At 44.8% G+C, this 16,826-nt stretch carries 20 protein-coding genes; 18 read left to right on the top strand and 2 right to left on the bottom strand.

Translation table 11 applies throughout. The features are described 5' to 3' along the window. The first annotated feature begins 390 nt into the window (after positions 1–390). From V7051_RS02230 to V7051_RS02155, 16 genes are all read left to right on the top strand, one after another. The gene (locus V7051_RS02230) at positions 391–891 is read left to right on the top strand and encodes a flagellar basal body-associated FliL family protein (protein WP_333873315.1); all 501 of its coding nucleotides are present in this window, start codon (positions 391–393) and stop codon (positions 889–891) included. A 1-nt stretch (position 892) separates the two neighbouring features. Next, the gene (fliM, locus tag V7051_RS02225) at positions 893–1,888 is read left to right on the top strand and encodes a flagellar motor switch protein FliM (RefSeq protein WP_333873316.1); all 996 of its coding nucleotides are present in this window, start codon (positions 893–895) and stop codon (positions 1,886–1,888) included. A 55-nt stretch (positions 1,889–1,943) separates the two neighbouring features. After that, entirely contained in the window at positions 1,944–2,324 is a 381-nt protein-coding gene (gene fliN, locus V7051_RS02220) for a flagellar motor switch protein FliN (RefSeq protein WP_333873317.1), read from the top strand. Further along, positions 2,324–2,767 (top strand): flagellar biosynthetic protein FliO, encoded by a 444-nt coding sequence (fliO, locus tag V7051_RS02215; RefSeq protein ID WP_333873318.1) that lies wholly within the window; start codon positions 2,324–2,326, stop codon positions 2,765–2,767. The genes fliN and fliO overlap by 1 nt, the downstream gene beginning before the upstream one ends. Beyond that, complete coding sequence (fliP, locus tag V7051_RS02210; RefSeq protein ID WP_333873319.1) at positions 2,760–3,518, top strand: flagellar type III secretion system pore protein FliP; 759 nt, start codon at positions 2,760–2,762, stop codon at positions 3,516–3,518. The genes fliO and fliP overlap by 8 nt, the downstream gene beginning before the upstream one ends. Positions 3,519–3,537: 19 nt before the next feature. Next, a complete protein-coding gene (gene fliQ / locus V7051_RS02205) occupies positions 3,538–3,807 on the top strand; it encodes a flagellar biosynthesis protein FliQ (protein WP_305270667.1) in 270 nt (89 codons plus the stop codon). Between the two features lie 3 nt (positions 3,808–3,810). After that, complete coding sequence (fliR, locus tag V7051_RS02200) at positions 3,811–4,584, top strand: flagellar biosynthetic protein FliR (RefSeq protein ID WP_333873320.1); 774 nt, start codon at positions 3,811–3,813, stop codon at positions 4,582–4,584. A gap of 3 nt (positions 4,585–4,587) precedes the next feature. Then, positions 4,588–5,718: a flagellar biosynthesis protein FlhB gene (gene flhB / locus V7051_RS02195; protein WP_333873321.1), complete on the top strand. Its 1,131-nt coding sequence runs from the start codon at positions 4,588–4,590 to the stop codon at positions 5,716–5,718. Positions 5,719–5,724: 6 nt separating this feature from the next. Then, on the top strand, positions 5,725–7,824 hold the full coding sequence (gene flhA / locus V7051_RS02190; RefSeq protein WP_333873322.1) for a flagellar biosynthesis protein FlhA: 2,100 nt from the start codon (positions 5,725–5,727) through the stop codon (positions 7,822–7,824). 16 nt (positions 7,825–7,840) lie between these two features. Continuing rightward, positions 7,841–9,298, top strand: coding sequence for a flagellar biosynthesis protein FlhF (flhF, locus tag V7051_RS02185; RefSeq protein WP_333873323.1), 1,458 nt, complete (start codon positions 7,841–7,843; stop codon positions 9,296–9,298). 31 nt (positions 9,299–9,329) lie between these two features. Continuing rightward, positions 9,330–10,163, top strand: coding sequence for a MinD/ParA family protein (locus tag V7051_RS02180; RefSeq protein ID WP_333873324.1), 834 nt, complete (start codon positions 9,330–9,332; stop codon positions 10,161–10,163). Then, complete coding sequence (locus tag V7051_RS02175; protein WP_333873325.1) at positions 10,160–10,888, top strand: RNA polymerase sigma factor FliA; 729 nt, start codon at positions 10,160–10,162, stop codon at positions 10,886–10,888. Before V7051_RS02180 ends, V7051_RS02175 begins: the two co-directional genes overlap by 4 nt. Before the next feature lie 31 nt (positions 10,889–10,919). Further along, positions 10,920–11,675, top strand: coding sequence for a flagellar motor protein (locus tag V7051_RS02170; protein ID WP_333873326.1), 756 nt, complete (start codon positions 10,920–10,922; stop codon positions 11,673–11,675). A gap of 2 nt (positions 11,676–11,677) precedes the next feature. Next, positions 11,678–12,529, top strand: a complete 852-nt coding sequence (gene motD / locus V7051_RS02165; protein WP_333873327.1) for a flagellar motor protein MotD — start codon at positions 11,678–11,680, stop codon at positions 12,527–12,529. Between the two features lie 81 nt (positions 12,530–12,610). Next, positions 12,611–12,769, top strand: a complete 159-nt coding sequence (locus V7051_RS02160) for a hypothetical protein (RefSeq protein WP_333873328.1) — start codon at positions 12,611–12,613, stop codon at positions 12,767–12,769. Beyond that, positions 12,769–13,188, top strand: a complete 420-nt coding sequence (locus V7051_RS02155; protein ID WP_333873329.1) for a DUF2802 domain-containing protein — start codon at positions 12,769–12,771, stop codon at positions 13,186–13,188. The genes V7051_RS02160 and V7051_RS02155 overlap by 1 nt, the downstream gene beginning before the upstream one ends. 75 nt (positions 13,189–13,263) lie before the next feature. Here V7051_RS02155 and V7051_RS02150 read toward each other — a convergent pair whose 3' ends face one another. Further along, on the bottom strand, positions 13,264–13,932 hold the full coding sequence (locus V7051_RS02150; RefSeq protein ID WP_333873330.1) for a Bax inhibitor-1/YccA family protein: 669 nt from the start codon (positions 13,930–13,932) through the stop codon (positions 13,264–13,266). Positions 13,933–14,070: 138 nt separating this feature from the next. On the opposite strand from V7051_RS02150, the gene V7051_RS02145 reads away from it, so the two are divergent. Then, positions 14,071–14,466 carry a group II truncated hemoglobin gene (locus V7051_RS02145; protein ID WP_333873331.1) on the top strand — a complete coding sequence of 132 codons (396 nt, stop codon included), beginning with the start codon at positions 14,071–14,073 and terminating at the stop codon, positions 14,464–14,466. Positions 14,467–14,510: 44 nt separating this feature from the next. Next, the gene (locus V7051_RS02140; protein WP_334168717.1) at positions 14,511–15,230 is read left to right on the top strand and encodes a M48 family metallopeptidase; all 720 of its coding nucleotides are present in this window, start codon (positions 14,511–14,513) and stop codon (positions 15,228–15,230) included. 93 nt (positions 15,231–15,323) lie between these two features. Here the strand turns inward: V7051_RS02140 and nhaD are convergent, their stop codons facing one another. Beyond that, positions 15,324–16,817, bottom strand: a complete 1,494-nt coding sequence (gene nhaD, locus V7051_RS02135; protein ID WP_442919618.1) for a sodium:proton antiporter NhaD — start codon at positions 16,815–16,817, stop codon at positions 15,324–15,326. Between the last annotated feature and the right edge of the window lie 9 nt (positions 16,818–16,826).

Here is a 16,826-nt window from a genome sequence, read left to right as displayed (position 1 = left end):
GTTGCATATAGCCATCAAGAGCATTGTCGCGGAGTGATTTAATGGTTATGGTAAAAAGTTATGTATGTAATGAGTGTCGGTTTTTTGGCGGCTTCATTTCCTAAGGCTGCAATTCTTCGTATGTCTTTACTTCACTATTTGAGGTCAAGTAATTGATACTTGGCGTAGTTAATTATTAACATTTATAAGCATTCCTATCTTATTCTTTTAAAAGGATCTTTTTTCTTGTATGATTTGATTTTAGGATGTTGATCAATGATAGCATTCAGCTGTTTGTTAGTATTATTTACAGATGTAAGTGGATTTTTTAATAGTTTGTTTCTACACGTATTATTATTCTATGGTCTTTAAATTGCTTAATTAATGATTAAAAATTAAAGGGTTTGTAACATGGCTGAGCTTGAGCAAGAAAGCGGTGAAGGAAAATCGTCTCCTAAAAAACTGATCATCATGATTGTCGCGGCAGTAATTTTATTAGCAGCGGGTGGCGGTGTCACTTTCTTCCTTATGAAAGGGGATTCATCTAAAAGCGAAAAAGCTGAGCATGTTGATGAAGCCGAAGCAGCTCATGCAGAAAATCTCTATTTTGATATGAGCAAGCCTATTGTTGTCGATTTTCCGAAGGGAGCGACAGTCCAACACGGACGGATTACAGTATCTATATTGGTTGAAGGCGCTGAAACTATTGAGATTCTGAAAAAAAATGAACCTATGATACGCAATAATCTGTTGATGCTGATTGGTGCGCAGGATCCGGCTAATTTGAATACTCGTGAAGGAAAGGAGATGTTAGGTAAGGCCATGTTAGATGATGTAACTGCCGTTTTAGTAAAAATGGCAGGCAAGGGGCAGGTTAAAGAGATATTTTTTACTTCATTTGTAATGCAATAACATGAGTGATTTACTCTCGCAGGCAGAAATCGATGCACTGCTAAACGGTGTTAGCGACGGAGATATTGAAACAGAGGATGATTCCGAGTTTTTTTCTGAGACGGGCACTGAAGAATTTTATGAAAAAGGCGTTGTTAGAGAGTATGACTTTGCCAGTCAGGAAAGAATTGTTCGTGGTCGTATGCCGACCCTGGAAATGGTTAATGAACGGTTTGCCAGGTTTATCCGTATTTCCTTATTCAACTTTCTACGTCGTTCGGCAGAAATTTTTATATCGGGCATTCAGGTCCAAAAATTTTCTGAGTATATACAAGGTCTGCTGGTCCCGACCAATTTAACAATTGTTCGATTTAATCCGTTGCGCGGTAAAGCATTGATAGTTATCGATCCGCGTCTGGTGTTCACAGTGGTCGACAATTTTTTCGGTGGTGCAGGACAATTTTACAATCAGACCGAAGGACGGGAATTTACACCGACTGAGATGCGCGTAGTTCGGATAATCATTGATATGATTTTCAAGGATTTGAAGGAAGCCTGGAAGCCGGTTATGGAACTTGACTTTGAATATGTCGGTGCAGAAATTAATCCACGGTTTGCGAACATTATCGGGCCTGGAGAGATTATTGTAATCTCTACCATTCATGTTGAGCTGGAAGGCGGTGGCGGCGACGTCAACATCGCTATGCCCTATGCAATGCTTGAACCAATCCGGGAATTGTTGGATGCAATCAGTAGCGATAGTGGCGAGGTTGATGGTGGTTGGCAGGCTGCCTTGCGTGGAGAAGTGCTGAGAGCGGAGGTGAGTATAAATAGTCTTCTGGTCGAAAAAAGCATGACTATAAGGGACGTTATGCGGTTAAAAAAAGGCGACGTAATACCTATTGATATGCCGGAAACAGTGATTCTTAAAGCGGAAGGAATTCCTGTGTTTGAAGGTAAAGTCGGCATATCGGACGGTAATTATGCAATACAAATTATCGATAAAGTAAGGTCTTGAACCAACCTGACGCGCTTTAGGCTTTGATTATAACAATATTAAGTTGGGAAAGAAGATGAGTGAATATCCAAATGCACCTGAAGATGGGGAAACGATTGATGATTTCGAGGCTGCTGCATTTCAGGAATTTAATAATCAGTTTGAAGATAAAAGATCGTCTTCAGCCGCAAGTGATGAGATCAATCTTGATGTTATTTTGGATGTTCCCGTTACTATTTCTATGGAAATAGGTCGGACACAGATTAATATCAGAAATCTTTTGCAGTTAAATCAGGGCTCGGTTGTTGAGTTGGAGCGTTTTGCCGGAGAGCCTCTTGATGTACTGGTAAACGGCACACTGATCGCGCATGGTGAAGTGGTGGTGATCAATGATAAATTCGGTATTCGCTTAACCGACGTGATAAGTCCATCGGAACGTGTTAAAAGATTAGCCTAATGCCTAAAAAAATGATCGTCGCGTGGTTGATGTTCTGGTGGTTCCCTGCCTGTTTTGCTGTGACGGGAGCCGACGTTCCAAAACAGACAGTCAGAACGATTTCTTCCGGTGATATGCTCCATTGGAGTGTTGGACTGCTGATAGTCTTAGGCATGTTTTTTCTCTGTGTATGGGGAATGCGTAAGTTAAGTGGAGTCTCTGTCAGCGGTGCGGAAAAAATGCGCATTGTGGGTGGCTTGTCGTTAGGTATGCGGGAAAAAATCATTTTGCTCCAAGTCGGAAAAAAACAGCTTATTTTGGGTGTAACGCCGGGACGTATAGACGCTTTGCATGTGTTGGAGGGCGACGATTGCTTGAGCAGCAGCGAGCCGTCGTCTATCGCTAAAGACAGCGGATTTAGTGCAATTGTGAAACAAGTAATGAAAGGACGCTCTGATGCATAAAAGCATTTTGTTTCAGTTGCTGATTATTACCACTGCCTTTTTGTTGATCGAAACACCCGCTTATGCCGCAGCGGGGATTGAAGCCGTTACTGTTACTGCGGGCAAGCAAGGTGCGCAGACTTATTCGGTAACAATCCAGATTTTGGCGTTAATGACGTTGTTAACCGTGTTGCCGGCACTGTTGTTGACCATGACTTCATTTACCCGAATCATGATTGTGCTAAGTTTGTTACGAACGGCTTTAGGTACCGGACAGGCGCCGAGTAATCAGGTGTTGTTAGGTTTATCCATGTTTTTGACTATTTTCATTATGATGCCGGTTTTTGACAAGGTGAATGCCGAAGCTGTCCAGCCTTATCTGGAAGACAAGATCGATGTGAGTGTCGCGATCGAAAAGGCTTCGGAGCCATTCAGGCAATTTATGCTAAAACAGACTAGAGAGGCTGACCTGGCATTATTTATCAGGATTTCCGGCAATGCAGAGCTGGAGTCAGCCGAAAATGTGCCGTTTTCATTATTGCTGCCGGCATTTGTAACCAGTGAGTTAAAAACAGCATTTCAAATAGGCTTTCTGATTTTCTTACCTTTTTTGATTATCGATTTGGTCGTTGCCAGTGTACTGATGTCAATGGGCATGATGATGTTGTCGCCAATGATTATTTCCCTCCCATTTAAAATAATGTTGTTTGTTCTTGCTGACGGCTGGTCTTTGATCATGGAAATGTTGGCGGCAAGTTTTTATGTTAGCTGATAGCGACTCAAGGTAAGTTATGGTACCGGAAACTGTTTATATGGTTGGACAGGAAGCGATGATTGTTGCGATCAAGCTGACTGCGCCGGTGTTATTGCCGTCTTTGGCAGTAGGCTTGATTATCGCGATGTTTCAGGCGGCCACCCAAATTAATGAGGCGACGTTGACATTTGTACCCAAGGTAATCGTCATCGGCCTGGTTTTGATGATTATGGGGCCGGGAATGCTGCAAATGTTTCTTGATTATTTCCAGGGTTTGATCAGGGATATTCCTCATTTAATTGGTTGAACTTTGAATTTTACCGAAGCGCAGATTCTCAACCAGGCGGCATTATTTATATGGCCGTTAATGCGTATTAGTGCCATGTTTGTATCCGTGCCGTTGTTTAGCATTCGAGCCGTACCGGCCCGGGTCCGGCTGATTCTTTCGGTCGCAATAACGCTGGTTGTCATGCCTTTGCTTCCCCCTTTGCCGGCTGTTGAGATGTTTAGCTACACCGGATTTATGATGGCTATTGCGCAGATTATGATCGGTTTAACGAGCGGTTTTATTCTACAGTTGGTTTTTGCCGCGATCGTTTTTGCTGGGCAAGGCGTCGCTTTAAGCATGGGCTTGGGTTTTTCGATGATGGTCGATCCGCAAAGCGGGGAGCAGGTGCCTGTGGTCGCGCAGATCTATACAGTGACCACTACATTAATTTTTATCAGTTTAGATGGACACTTGTTGTTGATACAAATGCTGCTGGATAGTTTTAGAACTTTGCCTATTGGTCTTAACAGTATCGATACGGCGGGTATATGGTCGATTCTCTTGTGGAGCAGCCGGATGTTTGCGGGCGGCTTATTGTTATCGATGCCTGTTATTGCCAGTTTGTTGTTGGTCAATGTTATTTTTGGCGTGGCGGCCAGAGCGGCACCGCAGTTGCAAATTTTTTCAGTGGGATTCCCGGTAACCTTGATGTTGGGATTATTGTTGGTTTGGCGAACCTTGCCTGATGTGCTGGATCAGTTTTCCGGCATGTTGACGGATGCCTACGACTTGATCGGGCAGTTGCTGCGACTATAGATTATGGCTGAAGATTCAGATCAAGAAAAAACAGAAGAACCTACCGGTAAGCGTTTAGAAGACGCCAGGAAAAAAGGTCAGATCGCCCGCTCCAGAGAGCTTAATACGTTTGCTATCCTGATAGCTAGCGCAACATTGTTGCTTATGCAGGGAGAGAAAATCGGTAAGGGATTATTGGAGATGATGCGGACTGAGTTTCAATTAAGCCGTGCAACCATTTTTGACCCGCTGAGCCTCATGCTGCACCTTAAGCAGGTAATGATGGATGGTCTGATGCTGATTGCGCCGTTCTTCGCGCTGACCGTCGTTATCGCCATTATCGCCCCCATATCATTGGGCGGCTGGATATTTAGCTGGGAGGCTATTTCTCCGAAACTGGAAAAATTAGATCCCATCAAGGGCATACCCCGGCTGTTTGCCGTTCGGGGATTGGTGGAGATGCTCAAAGCGTTATTGAAGATTTTATTGGTTTTTGCTGTCGCAGTGGCTTTGTACCGATCCTATATAAATGAATTGCTCGGCCTGGGCACTGAGCACATGGAGCAATCGGTCGCCCATGCGCTAAACATCATCGGCATGTGCTTTTTGCTGCTTAGCGCCTCATTGATATTAATTGCGATGATTGACGTGCCCTATCAGTTGTGGGATCACAGCAAGAAGCTGAAAATGACTTTGCAGGAAATCAAGGACGAGCATAAAGATTCCGAGGGTAGTCCCGAAGTGAAGGGACGGCAGCGCAGGATGCAAATGGATATGGCGCAAAATCGTATGATGGCGGAAGTGCCGAAAGCCGATGTTATTGTTACTAATCCCAGCCATTATGCAGTGGCTTTAAGATATGATCAAAACTCAAACAGCGCGCCGACACTGGTTGCTAAAGGTGTCGATTTGATAGCCGCACAGATTCGCAACGTAGCGATAGGCGCAGATGTGCCGCTGGTGGCGTCGCCGCCTTTAGCCCGGGCTTTGTATTATTCGACTGAGTTGGATAGAGAGATACCGCAGGGGCTTTATTTAGCGGTGGCGCAAATACTTGCCTATGTCTATCAGCTAAAATCGGCACAGAAAAATGACTGGAGAGCGCCATTGCCGCCGGAAGATATTAAAGTGCCTGATGAATTTAAACGGGATTAGCCGGGTATGGATTTTACTAAATTAAAGGCAGCGTTATCGGTACTGAGCAAAGCTGAGCTGGGAGCGCCATTAGTCATCGTCATGGTATTGTCGATGCTGATATTGCCGTTGCCGGCATTCGTACTTGACCTGTTTTTTACCTTTAATATCGCTTTTTCGTTAATCATTCTGCTGGTTGTTGTTTATACGCTTAAACCATTGGAATTTGCCTCATTTCCCACCGTCATTCTGCTTGCGACCATATTGCGTTTGGCGCTGAACGTGGCTTCGACGCGTGTCGTATTGATTGAAGGACATAAAGGCGGCGATGCGGCCGGAAAGGTGATTGAAGCCTTTGGCGCTTTCGTTATCGGCGGTAACTTTGCCGTTGGTCTGGTGGTTTTTTCCATCCTGGTTATTATCAATTTCATGGTCGTTACCAAAGGCGCCGGACGGATTGCCGAAGTTGGGGCCAGGTTTACGCTGGATGCGATGCCGGGCAAGCAAATGGCGATCGACGCGGATCTGAATGCAGGCTTGCTTACTCAGGATGAGGCACGTGAGCGGCGTGCCGAAGTCGCTACCGAAGCCGATTTTTACGGTTCTATGGATGGTGCCAGCAAGTTTGTCAGGGGCGATGCGATTGCCGGGATTATCATTTTATTTGTCAACATGATTGGCGGCTTGGCGATTGGCGTTCTGCAGCATGATCTGAGTTTCGCCGAGGCAGGTAAGATATATGTATTATTGTCCATTGGCGATGGCTTAGTCGCTCAAATTCCTTCGTTGTTATTGTCGGTGGCGTCTGCACTGGTTGTCACCAAGGTTGGCAGCACGGGTGAAAATATCGGCCAACAGGTCACCGCGCAGCTATTTGCCAATCCCAAAGCGTTGACGGTTACCGCAGCGGTGGTAGGCGCGCTGGGTATCATTCCCGGCATGCCGAATATGGTCTTTATCTTGTTGGCTGCAATTCTAGGCGGTTCCGCTTATTTAATTGAAAAGAAACATAAAGAAGCCGAACTGGTTACTATTGATCGTCCGCAGGAGCTGGCTCTTAACGCCCCCGCTCCTGAAGCCAAAGAGTTGGGCTGGGATGATGTGATGCCGGTTGATGTCGTCGGCCTGGAAGTCGGTTATCGACTGATTCCATTGGTGGACAAAAATCAGGGCGGACAGCTGATGGTTCGTATCAAAGGCGTACGAAAGAAACTGTCTCAAGAATTGGGTTTTTTAATTCCATCGGTGCATATTCGCGATAACCTTGATTTAAGTCCTACAGCCTACCGGATTTCGCTGATGGGAGTGACGGTAGGTGAGTCTGAAATTATGCCGGATATGGAGATGGCGATTAATCCGGGCCGCGTTTTCGGTACATTGAGGGGCAAAGAATGTAAGGATCCTGCTTTTGGCCTGGATGCGGTATGGATAGAGCCGAACCAGAAAGATCATGCGCAGACCTTGGGATATACTGTAGTTGACCCGGGAACTGTGGTGGCGACTCACCTAAGTCATCTTTTGCAGTCGCATGCCCATGAATTGTTCGGGTATGAAGAGGCGCATAAGATTCTTGATAATTTGTCTAAGTCGGCTCCTAAACTGGTTGAGGACCTGGTTCCGAAAACATTGCCGCTAGGTGTGGTGGTCAAAGTGTTGCAAAACCTGTTGCAAGAACATGTGCCTATTCGGGATATGCGCAGCATAGTCGAAACTTTGGCGGAGTATGGGCTCAGGAGTCAAGATCCTGACATCCTGACGTCGGCGGTACGTGCCTCATTAGGCCGATTAATTATCCATGAAATCAGTGGGATGCAGGATGAGCTGCCGGTTATTACGTTGGAGCATGAATTGGAACAATTGTTGCATAAGTCTTTGCAAACGGCAGGTGAAAGTGGTGTCGGGATCGAACCAGGGTTAGCAGAACAAATGCACACATCATTGCAAGAAAGTATGCAGAAGATGGAAATGGAAGGACAAACGGCGGTGTTGCTGGTTTCTTCTTATATCCGCCCCTGGTTATCCCGATTCGTTCGCCATTCCATTCCCGGATTACATGTCTTGGCATACAATGAAATACCTGCTGATCGCCAGATCAAAGTAGTTTCAACTGTCGGACGAAGAACATAGTACATGAGGCTAAGTTATGAAAATTAAACGTTTTTTTGCTGAGGATATACGCCAAGCCATGCGAATGGTTAAGGAAGAATTAGGCGCAGATGCAGTCATCATGTCAAACAGATCTGTTGATGGAGGTGTTGAGATTGTTGCAGCACGGGATTTTGATGAACAGCTGATTCAGAGTAAGCTGCAAAAACAGGCAGCAGAACAACAGTCCTCGGCACGGTCGCAACGCTATCCTACCGACAGTGACACTCATGGCAGTCGGGAAACTAGAAAAATTGATTTGCCTGATTTTGAAGCCGAAAAAAATCGTTTGCATGTATTGAGCAGCCAGAGAAAACAAAGTGCGGATGGTTTCGTGCCTGAGCGTCCTCCAGTGCGCCGGAATATTGACCAATATGTCGGCTATGCAGAAAAAGTACATCTACGCGGAAATATGGAAACAGTAGCGGCAAAAGTCGCTAAACCGGTTGCACCTGCTGTAACACAAAGGCCTAAGCAAGCGGAACGACCTATGCAAATAGCTATTCCAGCCGAAAAGCAGAGCAGTCCATCTGATAATCTGCTAATGGAAATGAGCAAGGAGCTTAAGTCCTTAAGATCTGCGATGGACTCTAAGCTGTCCAGCGTTAGTTGGGGGGCAATGTCTCAAACCAATCCGGTTCGTGCTGATCTGCTACAACGGTTGGCAGGGATGAGTATTTCAAGAAAATTGAGTGTTAAAATTGCCAATCGCTTTACTAATCATACTGACCCTGAGCTTGTTTTTGCCCAGGCCCAAGAGCTGTTGGCTAAAGTATTGCCTGTAGCTAACGAGGATTTATTACAGAATGGCGGCATCGCTGCTCTAGTAGGACCTACCGGCGTTGGAAAAACTACAACGATTGCCAAGCTGGCTGCCAAATTTATTTTAAAACACGGACCAAGACAGGTCGCCTTGATTACCACCGATAATTATCGTATTGGCGCACATGAGCAACTTAATACCTACGGACGGATACTTGACGTTCCTGTTCGGGTGGCATCGAGTGCCGCTGAATTACGCAATCTGATCAATGGTTTTGCAGACAAGCGCCTTATTTTGATCGATACTGCCGGCATGAGCCAACGCGACATGAAGCTAGTTGAACAGATTAATACGCTGCAACAAAGTGGCATAGCGATTAAATCCTATCTGGTGATGTCGGCTGCGACCGAATATAAAGCCATGAATGAAATTATCAAAGCTTTTCAGGTTTTTGAACCTCATGCGAGTATTTTGACTAAACTTGACGAAGCTGCCACGATTGGTTCGGCAGTGTCTTCAATAATAGAGAATAACCTGCCGTTGTCCTTTATTGCCGACGGACAGCAAGTGCCTGAAGATATGCATAACCCTTGTGCCCGGACTTTAATCGCACAATGTGTGGCCGAGTTGGAACAAGAAAGCGACTATAACGATGTAAATAATGAAGCTTGGGCGGCGCAAGGCTATGCATAAGCAACCTGATCAAGCAGCCGGGATAAGAAAAATGAATAAGATGAAACCTGTCCGCGTTATTGCGGTCACCAGCGGCAAAGGTGGCGTAGGCAAAACAAACTTGTCGGTTAACGTCGGCATAGCCTTGGCACAGATGGGGCAGCGAGTGGTGTTAATGGATGCCGACATGGGACTGGCGAATGTCGACATTTTGTTGGGCGTATATCCCAAGTTCAACCTTTCTCATGTGCTGTCGGGGGAAAAAACGTTAGATGAAATCATGATGGATGGACCTGCCGGTTTAAGAATAATTCCAGGGGCATCCGGTATTCAGAAGATGTCTGAACTCACTACGGTTGAGCAAGCTTCAGTTATCCATGCTTTTAGCGAGATCGATCAGGATATCGATGTATTAATTGTGGATACAGCGGCCGGCATATCGGCAAGTGTGGTAAATTTTGCCCGCGCCTGTCAGGAAATTATCGTGGTTGTTTGCGATGAGCCAACATCGTTAACCGATGCTTATGCATTTATTAAATTGCTTAACAGAGATTATGGTTTGTCCCATTTTCATGTGATAACCAATATGGTTCAAACGGTTCAGCAAGGTCAAGCGTTATTTCTGAAGCTAAGTAAAGTAACGGATCGCTATCTGGATGTTACGCTGAAGTTTGCAGGTGCGGTGCCGTACGACGAATATTTGCGCAAATCAGTTCAAAAACAAAGCCCGGTTGTTGTGGGCTTTCCCAGAAGCAAGGCTTCTCTTGCGCTGAAAACCATAGCCGCAAGAATTGATAGTTGGCCGCTGAAATCTCAAGCGGGCGGTTATATCGAGTTTTTTATTGAAAGAATGATTCAATACGGATCCCAAAAGGATGTCGCATGAGCGGCGTGGCAATGTACACTGCGGTACAGGCTGGAGGCACGGATGAACGTGTCATGCAGCATGCACCGCTAGTTAAGCGCATTGCCTACCACTTATTGGGCAGATTACCTGATTCTGTTCAAGTAGATGATTTAATTCAGGCAGGGATGCTCGGCTTATTGGAAGCTATCAAGAATTATGATGCCTCGCAAGGGGCCAGCTTTGATACTTATGCCGGAATTCGTATTCGTGGTTCTATGCTGGATGAGGTCAGGCGCAGTGACTGGACGCCTCGTTCCGTGCATAAAAAATCGCGCATGGTTTCCGACGCTATACGGACCATCGAGAATAGAACCGGGCGCGAGGCAAGAGACATCGATGTGGCTGAGCATTTAGGTATAGCCATAGATGAATATAATCGCATTCTCCAGGATTCAAGCAGCTGCCGTGTCTTCAGTGTCGAAGAATTGGCGCAAGATGGCGATCATTATCTTGACGAAGCCATGGATCAGGAGGAAAGCCTGTCAGACATTTTAAGTCGCGAAGGTTTTGAGCAGGCGCTGGCAAACGCCATCATGGGCTTGCCCGAACGTGAGCGTTTGGTTATTTCGCTTTATTATGATGAAGAACTTAATCTGCGCGAAATCGGTGAAGTTCTAAACATCAGTGAATCCAGAGTCAGCCAAATCAGCACTCAGGCCGTGTTGAGATTGCGTTCAAGAATGTCTGAATGGACAAACGATTGATAGTTCATAGCGGTCAATCTAGAAACTAAAAATGGATATTTTAAGTATCGCGGGTGTTATTGTCGGTGTCGGTGCGATTCTGTTGGGAATCATGCTGGATGGCGGTGATGTCAATTCGTTGCTCAACATTCCTGCGCTTATTATTGTGTTTGGCGGTACATTCGGGGCAACTTTTTTGCAATTTCCGCAAGCCACTTTTGTCAGAAGCATGAAAATGTTTTCGTGGGTGTTATTACCGAAGGAAATGGATCTTTCGGCGCAAATTGACAAGGTGATTTTTTGGAGCCATTTGGCGCGAAAGGAAGGTTTACTGGGTCTTGAAAATGCGATACCTGATGAAAAAGATCCGTTTATAAAAAAAGGATTGCAGTTGTTAGCTGACGGAAATGATTCTGCCGCCATCCGCGACATCTTGGATATGGATATAGACTCCAAAGAAAGTATGGGCTTACAGGCTGCAGGGCTATATGAGGCGATGGGCGGCTATGCGCCGACGATAGGCATTCTCGGCGCTGTCATGGGCCTAATTCATGTTATGCAGAATCTGACTAATCCGGAGCTTTTAGGTCAAGGCATAGCAACCGCTTTTGTCGCGACAATCTATGGCGTAGGTTCCGCCAACTTATTTTTTTTGCCGGTTGCCAATAAACTAAAAGCTCATGTGCTTGCATTGACCCAGGCCCGAGAAATGCTGGTTGAGGGCATCATCTCTATTGCAGAGGGCGAAAACCCAAGGAATATCAAGTTGAAATTGGGCGGCTATTTGTATGATTCTTATAAAAACTAGGTATGGCTAGACGTAGGAAAAGACGTATAGCAAATACTAATAATCATGACCGATGGATGGTGTCATACGCGGATTTCATAACCTTGCTATTTGCATTTTTTGTGGTCATGTATGCAATCTCTTCGGTCAATGAAGGGAAGTATAAGGCACTGTCCAATGCATTAGGCGAAGCTTTTTCAAATAAAGAGCAGCAGCTCGATCAGATTGACCCCATTCAAATAGGCACTTTGCCGACAACTATTCAACCCATTCCTTTAGAAAATCCAGCGACGCAGGATGTTGAAGAAAGACGCGAGTTGAGTGAAGCAATATTAAAAGAAAGAAAGCAGTTAAGTCAGGTGTCAGAGCAATTAGAACAGGTTTTAGCGCCTTTTATTGATGAGAATCTGGTGTCAGTGAAAAAAAACGACTATTGGATAGAGCTGGAAATGAATAGCGAAATGTTGTTTTTTAGTGGTGAAGCGGAATTATCCAAAAAAGCGCTTCCTGTCTTGAAAAAGGTTGTTGAAGTCATTAATCCATTACCCAATATGATTAATATTGAAGGGCATACCGACAATATTCCTATCGATAACATAAAATTCAGGTCGAATTGGGATTTGTCATCCGCTCGGGCAACCAGCGTTGTACACGAGTTTGTTAAGGAAGGCATTAATCCTCTCCGGTTGTCAGCAATTGGTTATGGAGAATTCCATCCTATTGGCGATAACAAGGCAGAAGCGGGTCGGTTTAAGAATAGACGAGTGGTGTTGGTTTTAATGTCGCAAGCTTTTGCCCGTTATGGCGCTAATGATGAAGAACGTGCCAAATTATTAAATTTGGCTCCGGCAGCCGCCGCTGGTAGTCAACCATGATGCTGATTTAATTAACAATAAAGTAAAATAGCTGCTAATATTAAAAAAGATTATTCGCGCCAAAATTATTAGGAGGCCGGTATGTTAGAAATACATCCTGTATCACCCTCTTTTCCAGTCGTAAAGCCAAAAAGAATTGACCGGGATGATCATCACCCAGAGAAACAACCGCGTAGAAAAAAACAAGAAGTGGAAGAACAAGATGCTGAACCCATTCAACATATTGATGAAATTGCTTGATGAATAATCCTTTGGTAGCCGCTCTTATCATTGAGGGCATAATTATTGTTGTTATGTTCGCGGTACTGTTTTGGCTGGTGCGTGTTCTGCTGAAACTTAAACACGACTATCAGGTTCTTAATGATATTGTTCACAGTAATACCAATGACATTGCCGGCTTATGTTCGGCCGCTTTAACAATCGATAGCAGGATAGCCGCAGTAGATAGTCGAATAGCGGTTACAGACGGACAAATTGATGATCTAGCGGCAAAGATTGCCGATGTTGAGCAAAATGACCAGTCGTCTCATCCATACAGTGGAGACATCCGAAAAGTAAGAAGCGGGGCTAGTGTTAATGAATTAATGCAAAACTCAGGATTAAGCCACGATGAGGCTGCTTTATTGATTCGTTTACATGGTTCTAAAACACAACCGTAAAATAGTGATACATAAAAAAGCCCGGCTTACCAAGTAAGCCGGGCTTTTTTATTGGGTGGGAACGTAAAATATTATTTAGTCATCGCCACTGAATACGCCTAACAATTGCAGCAAGCTCAAGAACAGGTTGTAAATAGAAACATATAAAGAAACGGTCGCCAAAATATAATTGGTTTCACCGCCGTGAATTATTTCACTGGTTTGGAATAAAATCATGCCGGACATCAGCAGAATAAACATGGCCGACACCGCTAGCGATAAAGCCGGTATAGAGAAAAACATGGCTCCAAGACCCGCCAGAAATGCGACCAGTACGCCCACCATCAGGAAGCCGCCCATAAAGCTGAAATCTTTGCGCGTTGTTAATGCATAGCCTGAAAGACCCAGGAATATAACGCCTGTGCCGCCTAATGCCGTCATGATCAGTTCGTGACCATTGCTGAAGGCCTTAATGTACATGGTTAAGATAGGGCCGAGAGTTAGTCCCATAAAGCCGGTTAATGCAAAAACAAAAACCAAGCCTAAGCCGCTGTTGCTGAATTTTGTGGTTAAAAACAGCAGGCCGAAATACCCAATCAGGGTAATGACCGGGCTGAAATGCGGCAGGTCCAGAATCATCGCCGCACCTGCTGTCATAGCGCTGAATATCAACGTCATCGACAATAATAAATAGGTGTTTCTCAGTACTTTATTGGTTGCCAGAATATCGGCTTCCGGGCGTGAAATAGCTGTATTTAATCTCATTTTATTTGAATTCCTTAAAAATAAATGGTTAACAGAAAAGATAGACCTTTAAATCTTACAAGAGTTTGGGCTTCTTGGTAAGAATATTTAGTAGAATATCAGATTATTGAGCGAATGGTTTTTTCACAGCGTTGGATTATGACAGAAAATATACAGGTAACACCTTATGAGCTGGCAGGCGGAGAGACGGCAATATTAAGTTTGGTAGAGCGATTTTATTTTTTTATGGACACTTTGCCTGAAGCCGCCGGCATTCGGGCTATGCATGCGGCGGATTTGTCGGGAGCGCGCACCAAGTTATTCAAATTTTTATCGGGCTGGTTGGGTGGTCCCGATTTGTTTATTCAGGAGTATGGGCATCCACGGTTACGGCAGCGGCATTTTCCGTTTGTAATTGATGAGGCGGCAAGAGATCAGTGGATGTTATGCATGAATAAAGCACTGAGTGAAGTGGCTATGGACGTAAATTTCAGGGAAAATTTGAGTCAGGCTTTGCAGCAACTGGCAACCCATATGATTAATCAGGCGGATTAGGTTTAAGTAACGAATGTTGTTCCACCATAAAATAGAGAGCCGTCATTTCTAATCAAGCATTTTCCTACCAGATTCGGCGCAGTCAACGGGCCACGCAGACGAGAATTATCGTAACGCTCGGTAAAGTTGAAGTTGTTGCGCCGTTAAGAGTTGCCGAGCATAAAGTTCATCAATTTGTCCAGACCAAACAACAATGGATAATTCAAACGTTGGCTAAGATTGAAGCTAATAGTCAGCAGCATAAAAAACTAGCTCCGGCTGTTTATGGTCATGGCTCTGAAATTCCTTATCAGGGTGCATCATATAAATTGGCAGTAAGGCCTTCAAAATTAAAAAGGATAAAAATAGAATTCAGCCATGAATTTATTGCCCATGTTCCCGACACATTAATGACTAAGGAGCATAGTGAGGATATAAAAGAAGCGTTAATACGTTGGATGAAAAAGGCATCAAAGGGTCAGGTAGAACAATTTGTCAGACAGCATGCGGAAAAAAAACAGCTATTTCCCCAGACCATTAAAATCAAAACACAAAAAAGCCGATGGGGCAGTTGCGGCATTCATAATGACATTAATATCAATTGGCTGTTAATCATAGCGCCTCCCGAAGTTCTGGAATACGTGGTGGTGCATGAGCTTTGCCATATCAAGATCAGGAACCACTCCGCTCATTTTTGGGCTTTGGTCGCTGAACATTTGCCTGATTATCAAAGTAGGCGGCATTGGCTGAAAAAGCATGGAAGCAGTTTGATGATGGGTTTATAGCTCATCTAAGAGCAGCTATCACTGCCTAGATAAACGATAAAATCATGATCCCATATCTAGGCAATTCATTAGCGATAGCTATTTACTGTCGTCTTAAAAATAGCGGCCATTGATAAGAAAATGTGCGGCGATACTGCCGAAATAACCCAGCACGATGACCGGCGTCCATTTCAAATGACTGGTGAAAGTGTAAATTCCTTTAGCCTGTCCCATTAAGCCCACGCCCGCAGCGGAACCGACCGCTAGCATGCTACCGCCCACACCTGCGGTTAATGTGACCAGCAACCACTGGCCTTCAGATATATCGGGCGCCATGGTCAGTACAGATAACATGATAGTGCCGTTATCCACGAACGCTGATGCGATACCTACCAGAATGTTGGCTACAGTGGGATCGATGCTGCCGTATAGATGGTGGGATGCGACTTGCATATAGCCGATGAAGCTCAAACCTCCGACACCCACCATTACACCGTAAAAAAACAGCAGGGTATCCCATTCCAGATTAGCCACTTTCTGGAAAATATCGAAAGGCAGTTCCTTGGCCAGTTGTTGATTTGCTTCTGCTTGCGGATTGTTCATATATTTCATCGGCGCAAAATGATCGACTTTGGTATCGGTCAAATCCACTGGTATTAATATTGAATGGGAGTCTCGCGTTTTTTGCAGGTAATAACTGAAAAATTTTAAATAGGTCAAGCCCATCATCATCCCGGCAGCAGGGGGGAGGCTCAGTAAGTTTTCGAAGCAAGCCGATGTGATGATGGTCAATACGAACAAGAAGATGATTATCCAGCCGCCCCGTTTCATATCCTGGGCTTCCATTACGGCCGCGGGTCTTTCTTTCGGAATAAAGAAATGCATGATGGCTGCAGGTATTGTGAAATTGACGATAGCCGGAATCAACAGAGAAAAGAAATCGCCAAATGGGACTACGCCTTTTTGCCATACTAACAATGTAGTGATGTCGCCAAAGGGGCTGAATGAGCCGCCAGCATTGGAGGCAACCACAACATTGATGCAGGATAAGGTAACAAAGCGCGGGCACCCTTTACCCATAGCCAAAATAACCGAGCCCATCAGTAAGGCGGTAGTGAGATTGTTGCAGCCGGAAGAAATAAAAAATGCCTGAAAGCCGGTAATCCAGAATAATTGTCGATAGCTGAAATTCTTACTTAATAGCCAGATTCGCAGACTGTCAAATACGCCTCGATCTTCCATGGCGTTCAAGTAAGTCATCGAAACCATGATGAATAAAAACAGTTCGCCATAACTTTCAAGCGTAGCGCGAAACGCAACCCCGGCTTGTTCGTTCATTCCGGCCTTGGTATAAAAAACTGCAATAAAAATCCAGATAAGGCTTGCTGCAAATACCATAGGCTTGGATTTTTTTAACTCGGTCACTTCCTCTGTCATGGCCAGGATGTAGGCAACAGCAAAAACAGTTAAAGCCAGATAACCAGACCAATGCTGAGTTAAATCCAACGATTGCACCTGGCTAACAATCCCTGCGTCATCAGCCGCCATTGATAGGGATGGAAAAGAAAGAAGGAGTAAAAACGAATTATATTTTGAGCAAAGCAACATTTTTAACGA

This window comes from Methylobacter sp., assembly GCF_036845245.1.
Classification (GTDB): domain Bacteria; phylum Pseudomonadota; class Gammaproteobacteria; order Methylococcales; family Methylomonadaceae; genus Methylobacter_A.
The sequence above is the reverse complement of the archived record's forward strand: the minus strand, read 5'-3'. Positions and strand labels throughout refer to the sequence as shown.

Coding starts and splice junctions, on each gene's coding strand:
- V7051_RS02170 (WP_333873326.1), top strand. CDS start 10,920: ATGGATATTTTAAGTATCGCGGGTGTTATTGTCGGTGTCGGTGCGATT.
- flhA (WP_333873322.1), top strand. CDS start 5,725: ATGGATTTTACTAAATTAAAGGCAGCGTTATCGGTACTGAGCAAAGCT.
- fliM (WP_333873316.1), top strand. CDS start 893: ATGAGTGATTTACTCTCGCAGGCAGAAATCGATGCACTGCTAAACGGT.
- flhF (WP_333873323.1), top strand. CDS start 7,841: ATGAAAATTAAACGTTTTTTTGCTGAGGATATACGCCAAGCCATGCGA.
- V7051_RS02150 (WP_333873330.1), bottom strand. CDS start 13,932: ATGAGATTAAATACAGCTATTTCACGCCCGGAAGCCGATATTCTGGCA.
- nhaD (WP_442919618.1), bottom strand. CDS start 16,817: ATGTTGCTTTGCTCAAAATATAATTCGTTTTTACTCCTTCTTTCTTTT.
- V7051_RS02175 (WP_333873325.1), top strand. CDS start 10,160: ATGAGCGGCGTGGCAATGTACACTGCGGTACAGGCTGGAGGCACGGAT.
- fliN (WP_333873317.1), top strand. CDS start 1,944: ATGAGTGAATATCCAAATGCACCTGAAGATGGGGAAACGATTGATGAT.
- fliO (WP_333873318.1), top strand. CDS start 2,324: ATGCCTAAAAAAATGATCGTCGCGTGGTTGATGTTCTGGTGGTTCCCT.
- fliQ (WP_305270667.1), top strand. CDS start 3,538: ATGGTACCGGAAACTGTTTATATGGTTGGACAGGAAGCGATGATTGTT.
- flhB (WP_333873321.1), top strand. CDS start 4,588: ATGGCTGAAGATTCAGATCAAGAAAAAACAGAAGAACCTACCGGTAAG.
- V7051_RS02145 (WP_333873331.1), top strand. CDS start 14,071: ATGACAGAAAATATACAGGTAACACCTTATGAGCTGGCAGGCGGAGAG.
- V7051_RS02180 (WP_333873324.1), top strand. CDS start 9,330: ATGAATAAGATGAAACCTGTCCGCGTTATTGCGGTCACCAGCGGCAAA.
- V7051_RS02230 (WP_333873315.1), top strand. CDS start 391: ATGGCTGAGCTTGAGCAAGAAAGCGGTGAAGGAAAATCGTCTCCTAAA.
- V7051_RS02155 (WP_333873329.1), top strand. CDS start 12,769: ATGAATAATCCTTTGGTAGCCGCTCTTATCATTGAGGGCATAATTATT.
- fliP (WP_333873319.1), top strand. CDS start 2,760: ATGCATAAAAGCATTTTGTTTCAGTTGCTGATTATTACCACTGCCTTT.
- motD (WP_333873327.1), top strand. CDS start 11,678: ATGGCTAGACGTAGGAAAAGACGTATAGCAAATACTAATAATCATGAC.
- V7051_RS02160 (WP_333873328.1), top strand. CDS start 12,611: ATGTTAGAAATACATCCTGTATCACCCTCTTTTCCAGTCGTAAAGCCA.